Origin of the sequence: Deinococcus arboris (genome assembly GCF_009755355.1) — a bacterium.
Taxonomy (GTDB): Bacteria; Deinococcota; Deinococci; order Deinococcales; family Deinococcaceae; genus Deinococcus; species Deinococcus betulae.
Map to the genome: position 1 here is coordinate 307,143 of NZ_WQLB01000002.1, position 7,013 is coordinate 314,155.

The 7,013-nt window shown below is 61.5% G+C and carries 4 protein-coding genes; 2 read left to right on the plus strand and 2 right to left on the minus strand.

Annotation, left to right across the window (positions count from 1 at the left end):
• Nucleotides 1-223 precede the first annotated feature (223 nt).
• Nucleotides 224-2,335 (minus strand): AfsR/SARP family transcriptional regulator, encoded by a 2,112-nt coding sequence (locus tag GO986_RS02805; RefSeq protein ID WP_157457676.1) that lies wholly within the window; start codon nucleotides 2,333-2,335, stop codon nucleotides 224-226.
• Between the two features lie 119 nt (nucleotides 2,336-2,454).
• Between GO986_RS02805 and GO986_RS02810 the strand changes: the two genes are divergently transcribed.
• On the plus strand, nucleotides 2,455-2,928 hold the full coding sequence (locus GO986_RS02810) for a hypothetical protein (protein WP_157457677.1): 474 nt from the start codon (nucleotides 2,455-2,457) through the stop codon (nucleotides 2,926-2,928).
• 343 nt (nucleotides 2,929-3,271) lie between these two features.
• Here the strand turns inward: GO986_RS02810 and GO986_RS02815 are convergent, their stop codons facing one another.
• The gene (locus GO986_RS02815; protein ID WP_157457678.1) at nucleotides 3,272-4,930 is read right to left on the minus strand and encodes an FAD-binding dehydrogenase; all 1,659 of its coding nucleotides are present in this window, start codon (nucleotides 4,928-4,930) and stop codon (nucleotides 3,272-3,274) included.
• 436 nt (nucleotides 4,931-5,366) lie between these two features.
• Here GO986_RS02815 and GO986_RS02820 point away from each other — a divergent pair, with 436 nt between their 5' ends.
• Nucleotides 5,367-6,968 (plus strand): HD domain-containing phosphohydrolase, encoded by a 1,602-nt coding sequence (locus tag GO986_RS02820; protein WP_198170367.1) that lies wholly within the window; start codon nucleotides 5,367-5,369, stop codon nucleotides 6,966-6,968.
• Nucleotides 6,969-7,013: the final 45 nt, after the last annotated feature.

Sequence of the window (7,013 nt, forward strand, 5' to 3'; positions counted from 1 at the left end):
CCACTGAATCTGAGTCGGCGGTTCCCGGACAACGCCCTTGTGCTCAAGTCGCCCCGAATGGAGAGGGGGACCTGTTCCCAGAGAAGGGCCGCCAAGGCACGCGAGACACTTCTTAGGTATCACCGACTTCAGCATGGATCAGGAGTGGCGTAAGGCCACAGCTGTTGAACCAACACCCGCTCATGGTCACCAAGCCATCACTTCGCCCCAGCCGGTCGCCGCGTCAAACCAGCGTACGGAGCAACTGCACAGCCTGTTGAACTGTAGGGTCACCGTTCTCCAGCCGTTCAGTCAGGTCCTGATACAGCCGTTCGTGAATCTCACGACGTGCATCATCAGCCCACGGGCCCTGAGCATCAGCCAAGAAAGGCCCCCGGATTTCAAGAGGCCCACGGATATGGACCGCTGGCGCGAGAAACAGATCCCTGGCAAGCCAGGAAGTGGTCAGGGCAAGGAGCGGATGAAGCTGGTGCTGTCCACCCTCAATCACGATAGGGTCCGCACCCTCGGGCAAAAGCGGCCGTAAGGTCTCCCGCAACCCCCGAAGTGTCTTCTTGAAGAGGTCCACCACTTTCTTATCAGCCTGCTCCTCCCACAGCGCAGCCATGAGCTGTTGCCGGGTACTTGCACCTTGGAGGGCCAGGAAGGCGAGCAACTCGGCAGAGCGGCGCAGTGGGAACCGGAGCAGGCGCTCTTGGTGATAAATCTCCAGTGGCCCCAGAAGTTCCAGGCGCAGTGGGACTGTCCCTATCATCTGGTGACCAAAGACCTGCTCAACGCGCTCCCGCCACTCTGGCTGCTGTCGCAACCAGGTCAAGGTCTCGGTCAGTAGTGAGGCGTCAGTGAGCAGCGGGGTGTCCTGACCGAACGCATCTAGCTTCGTCCTTAGGACTTCCGTGTCTGGCGTCTTTCCCGCTTTCAAGGCCAGGGCAACGAGATAGATATGGGCTCTGGCCTCGTTCCAATTGAAGAGGGAGCCGCTTAACGCCTCCCGGAACTGCTTTTCCGCCGTCAGCCACTCCTGCTTCGCAAAGGTGATGACACCAGCTGTAAAGGCCAGCTGCGCCTCACCGTCCGGATCGGTCCCAAGCAGGGCCCGCGCTTCCCGGTGGACTTGCTCAGCGGCCTCAATCTGCTGATTGAAGACGAGGCGCTCGGCGACAGACGAAAGGGCCATCACCTCGTCCGCTGGTAACTGCAACTGCCGCAGCAGCAGCACTGCTTGCCGCGTCGAGGCGAGCGCGTCAACATGCATGCCGTACCGATGGTGGATCGTCGCTTTGGACATGGCCAGCCAGGCTTGGTGCCTCGGAGAGATATGAGACAGCCGTTCCGCATCCTGGAGGTGCTGAAGCGCCTCCGTGACTCTGCCCCTGTCGCCAAGGGCCTGAGCGTAGTTATTGAGCAGCGTGGCGAGGAAGCGCCACTGCGATGTCCGGTTATAAAGAGTAATCGCCTGCTGGTAATGAGGCTCCGCTGTTGCCCAATCGCTCAAATTCTCATAGGCGCAGGCAAGCGTAACGTGAGCGAGTCCCATATAACGCAGGTCCACATGAGCCGTCGCCTGATCAAGTAGCTCTTGAGCCGCTTCTAGATGCTCTACATCCTGACTTAAACAATCCAAGCTGATGGCTTTTAAATGCAGGATACGCAGCTGATCAATACCGGCTATGTCAGTGGCGAGCGCTTGCCGAGCAACCTGCAAAGCCAGTTGATATTGACCTTCCGAGTGAAGCGCGAAGCTGAACGCCTGCATGAGGCGGGGGTTACGATCACCACGGTCATACGCTTGCTGAACCTGTTGACGCGCTTCAATCGCCATTTCGCGGCCCGAAACGATTTGACTGAGCCAGTAAGCCGCTTGCGCACGGGCGCCAAGCCACGCCGAAGGAATACTTTTCAGTTCTAATTCAATTCGCTCGTGATTGCCGATGTGGTGGTGCTCGCTGATCCACTTCTCCAGCACAGCATTTAAGCCTTCCTGATCGCCAATGTCATTCAGGAGAGAAGCAGCTAGAGAGATGTTGTCGTCTCGCAGGGCCTCTGCACTGTGCTGCTGGATCAACTCGCGGTAGCGCCGTGGAAACGTGATGGAGAGTCGTTGGGTCAGTGCTTCTCTCAGTTCGGAAGGCACAGGGATGGTGCCGTTCTCTTGGACCACGAGGGGCAGGTGTGTCTGCACCTGGTCCCACCAGACATCGGGAAGATCCGGCGCCACGCTGAGCGAGCGAACAGGGTGCCAGGTCTTCTCCAGCGCCAGCGGAAGAAGAGCATTGAGCAGCGTGGGCGGCAGCTGCTGCAGCGCCGTTTCGATCTCAGCCGGGCGAGACGTCATAGCGGCAGACTAGCGGCTCTTCCCCCCTTTTTCCCCCCCCGCCTCCTACCCTTGAGAGGGAAAAGACCACCACACTGGTCAATCTATCTCTTCGCCGCTGCTTTCTGGGAGCCCTGCTTGTGACCGAATTTGAATCTCCTCTCAAAGAATCCACTCTGTTCTTCGCCCCTCCAGCTCTTTATGGACTGATTGAGCGCGTCCGGGCGCGAGACCGGCGGTGCCGCGCGTTGGCGCAGGGTCTGGTCCTCGCCTACTCCCTTGACGCCGCACTGGGTGCGCGGCCATATGCCGCCAGCGCTTCTTCTGATTTCGTAACGGCTGTGAATGACATGCTGCATAAGCAGGACGTCCAAGCCTGCCCCTTGGCTCCCTTGTTCCATGACTTCCTGGCCCTGCTGCTCAAATCGGACGCTGGCGCGCCACTTACGGTTAACAGCGCCCAGCACCTCAAGGTCGTGAATGTTGAGCCCTTAGAAACTGAACTCTTGCTGGAGCTTCACGACCTCTGTCACCTGCGGCGAGAGCTTTACCAGCTGTGCCAACCTGCATTGGCCAATCTGGACTGGAGCGCCCAGCAGGCCCGTGCCGTTTGACTGGATATAAGGTTGACGGCAAAGCTCTTGCCCTGGACGATCAGTGTTCTGCGATTCTCGCGGCGCGAAAAAGGCCCATGCAGCCGCACACGCTCAGTTTCTAGAGCACGCCGCATCAGTGACTCCGCACGACCAAGTCAATGCACAGCAAGTGGAGATTCTGCGGGCTGCGCTGGGCCATCCCAACGAGCCTTCATCTCCCATCACCCTCTACAGCTCTCTAAACCTGGCAGGGCAATCTAGACAAAAAGCACTGTCCAGAACATCAAAAACACTGAGTGAGCGGGAGGAGTGAGAACAATCTAGAAAAGCCCAGAAATCGAAGTGGCTATTCGCCTGATACTCAGTCCACAGCGGCGGCCAGAGCCCGTCCGGCGGCGCGTCCACTGAAGATGCAGCCTCCTAAAAAGGTGCCTTCCAGCGCCCGGTAGCCGTGAACCCCACCGCCTCCGAAGCCAGCCACCTCGCCCGCCGCAGATAAGCCCGGCAAAGGCTGTCCGTCCTGGCCCAGCACGCGCCCTTCCAGGTCCGTTGCCAGCCCACCCAACGACTTGCGGGTCAGGATGTTGAGCTTGACAGCAATCAGAGGCCCACTGGCCGGGTCAAGGATCGGCGCGGGCTTCGCCACCCGAATCAGGCGCTCGCTGAGAATATTGCGGGCATTGCGGATAAGGGCGAGCTGCGGGTCTTTCCCGGCCACATTGCGCAGCTGGAGGTCGCGGTCGCGGACTTCCTGCTCCACCTGAGCGAAGTCTACCTGGTCGTTGCCAACCAGCTCGTTCATCCCGGCGACCAGCTCGCGCAGGTTGTTCCGCACCACGAAGTCTGCGCCATGGTCCATGAACGCCTGCACTGGCGCCTGCACCCCCCGGACGCGCTCTAGGGTCAGACGGATATTTTTGCCAGTCAGATCGGGGTTCTGTTCGCTGCCAGAAAGGGCATGCTCACGTCTGATGATGGCGCGGTTGAGCAGGAACCAGGTGTAGGGATACCCTTGGGTGGTGATGTGCCGCAAGGTGTCGAGGGTGCTGGCCCCCGGAATGTGGGGGAAGGGCAGGCGCTTTCCAGTGGGGTCCAGCCACAGGCTGCTGGGCCCAGGCAGAATACGAATCCCGTGATTCGGCCAGATGGGATTCCAGTTCCGGAGCCCCTCGGTGTAATGCCACATCCGGTCCGGGTTGATGAGCTGGGCCCCGACCTTCTGCACCGCCTGCTGGAGCAGGCCATCAACGTGCTTTGGTACGCCTGAGACCATGAAGGCGGGGGCCGGCCCCAAACGCTCGGTCGGCCAGTACCGGCGCACCAGCTCGTGATTTCCTCCGATTCCCCCAGAGGTCACCAGCACTGCCTGAGCATTCAAGCTGAAGTCGTCCACGACCACCCGCGAACTGCTTTCACCGCGCTGCACGTCGGAGGCTTCCAGAATATCTCCGTAAACCCCCTGCACGACCCCCTGGATCATGTTCAGGCCGCGCACACGGTGGCGGAAGTGAAAGCGAATCCAGCCGGCCTGCTGATGCGCGCGGACGCGCCGCTCAAAAGGGGCCAGGACGCCCGGCCCTGTGCCCCAGGTGATATGAAAGCGCGGCACGCTGTTGCCTGGCAGACTCGCGCCTGCCCCGCCCCGCTCGGCCCAGCCCACAGCCGGAAACCACCGCATCCCCTGGGCATGCAGCCAGGACCGCTTCTCGCCGGCGGCAAAGTCCACGTAAGCCTCCGCCCATTTTCTGGGCCAGTGGTCCTCAGGGCGGTCAAAGGCGGCGGCCGTCATCCAATCGCGCAGCGCCAGATCACGGGAGTCATGAATGCCCAAGCGGCGCTGCTCCGGACTGTCCACGAAGAAGAGGCCACCCAGCGACCAGAAGGCCTGTCCACCCAGGTTCTGCTCGCCTTCCTGATCCAGCAGAAGGACGCGCTTTCCGGCGTCGGCAAGTTCGGCGGCGGCCACCAGCCCCGCCAGTCCAGCACCAACCACGATCACGTCCGCATCCAGTGTTGGCATGACCTATTAGACAGGCAACGCGGGCAGCGCGCCCACCGGCCACTGTGGAGTCAGCTCTGGCCGGCCAAAGCCTGAGGTCAGCCTATTCTCCATCGCCCAGCAGGACCGCCCTGCACCTTCACCACAGCTTCCATCTGACGCAGCACAGCGCTGCGACCAGAGCGTCTGGCAGGTCCATAGAGTCCAGACCTGTGGGCGGCCATAGTCAGTCAGCGCAGCGCTACCACGTGACTGAAACAGTGGAGCGGGGCCGCATTCCCTGACCAATCCGACCAGCGCAGTTCGCGCGTGAGACTATGCAGAGAGACGCAGGTGAGCTTGGCCAGAGATTCAGACCTGCATGTGGTGTAACGAGCCGGCAGGTCACGGCTCAGCAACTGGCTATTTTGCGCCCCAGCTGTGGTTGAGCTTGGTGGCCTTCGCTTACACTGCCGCCATGTCTGAATTCAGGTGGTGGCGGGCGCTGCAGTTGGCCTGGCAGCAGGGCGGTCGTGGGCTCCAGCCTTATCCCCGCCTCGAATTCGAGCGCATCTTCCAGCAGACAGGCACCTCTGGGCTGCTTGTTCTGGTCGCCGTGAACCGCCTCAAGTTCCTCAATGACCAGCGCGGCTGGGCGGCGGGTGACGCACTCATCCGGTGCATCGAGCGTGCCCTCCGCCAGCACCTCCCCCGAGGCACAAACTTGACCCGGTGGAGCGGTGACGAATTTCTGCTCTTTGTCCCGACGAGCAGTTTTGAGGACATCAACCGCATTCTCAGTGGCCTGCAGCGTCAACTGGCTTCTCCTTTTCCTGACCAGCCCGCGTTCCTGTTTGGCCTCAGCCACCTGAACGAGACCCAGCCTTTTCAAGAGGCGCTGAATGAAGCTGACCATGCCCTGTACCTCGACAAAGGCGAGGGCGCCATCTCCGCGCAGCGGCTAGGCGAGGAGCGCGGGCTGTTTAACCTGTCCTATCAACTGGTCCAGATGGATTCTCCCGAAGACATCGTGACCAAGGGGCTCCACCTGGTCCGCTGCCTGCTGCGGTTTGAGGCAGCGGCCTTTGCCCAGGTCAGCGAAGGCCACCTCGTCAATCAGCGCCTGGACCATGATCCAGCTGTGACGTTCCCTGACGGCGTGCTGGACGGCCGCATTCGGCTGAGTCCCCTGGCCCAGCGGGCGGTTCAGGATCACCGCACAGTCGTGACGCTGGACGCGCCAAACGACCCAGCGGCTTCAGGCATCTGGGATCGGCTCCAGGGGAAAAGCGGCATGGTCACGCCCGTGGAAGTCGGGGGACAGGCCATCGGCATTCTCTGGACGATGCAGATCACGGCGTACCGGGCGGTGCCGGTACGGGCGCAGCATCTTCTGGAACTTGCCGCGATGCGCCTGGCGCACGTGCTGGAGCTTCGGCAGACCGTGCAGGCAGTTCGGCAGACCCTGGAAGGCGGCCTGCTGGGCCTCGGTGTGGCCCTTGAAGCCCGCGACCTGGAATCGTATGGCCACACCCAGCGAGTGGTGGATGCCAGCGTCCAGCTTGGGCGCGCGCTGGGTCTGAGCAGCAGCGCCCTGGATGATCTCCGGCAGGGCGCCTACCTGCACGATATTGGCAAGCTGTCCATTCCCGACCGCATTCTTCTGAAGCCTGGCCGGCTGGATCCCGACGAGTGGCAGGTCATGCAGAGCCATGCGGCCACTGGGGCCTCTATTGCGGCTCATATTCCCCAGCTGTCGCCTGGAGCACTGAACGTGATCCGTGCCCACCACGAGCGCTGGGACGGCGCCGGTTATCCGTCTGGGCTGTCTGGGGCAGAGATTCCGCTGCTCGCACGCATCTTCGCGGTGTGCGATGTCTACGACGCCCTGACCAGCAAGCGGGTCTACAAGCCCGCCTGGACCGCGCAGCAAGCCCAGGAAGAGATTGCGCAGCAGGCGGGCAAGCAGTTTGACCCTGAGGTGGTGCAGGCCTTCCTGACGCTTGTGGACGGTGTCCGAACGGCGGCAGATGACGAGCATCAGGGACACACTGCACAGGCTTCAGAACCGAAAACATGATGGGCTATATGAGGGGAAGAGAAGCTCTCCAGACGAAAAGGTCTG

Coding starts and splice junctions, on each gene's coding strand:
- GO986_RS02805 (WP_157457676.1), bottom strand. CDS start 2,335: ATGACGTCTCGCCCGGCTGAGATCGAAACGGCGCTGCAGCAGCTGCCG.
- GO986_RS02815 (WP_157457678.1), bottom strand. CDS start 4,930: ATGCCAACACTGGATGCGGACGTGATCGTGGTTGGTGCTGGACTGGCG.
- GO986_RS02820 (WP_198170367.1), top strand. CDS start 5,367: ATGTCTGAATTCAGGTGGTGGCGGGCGCTGCAGTTGGCCTGGCAGCAG.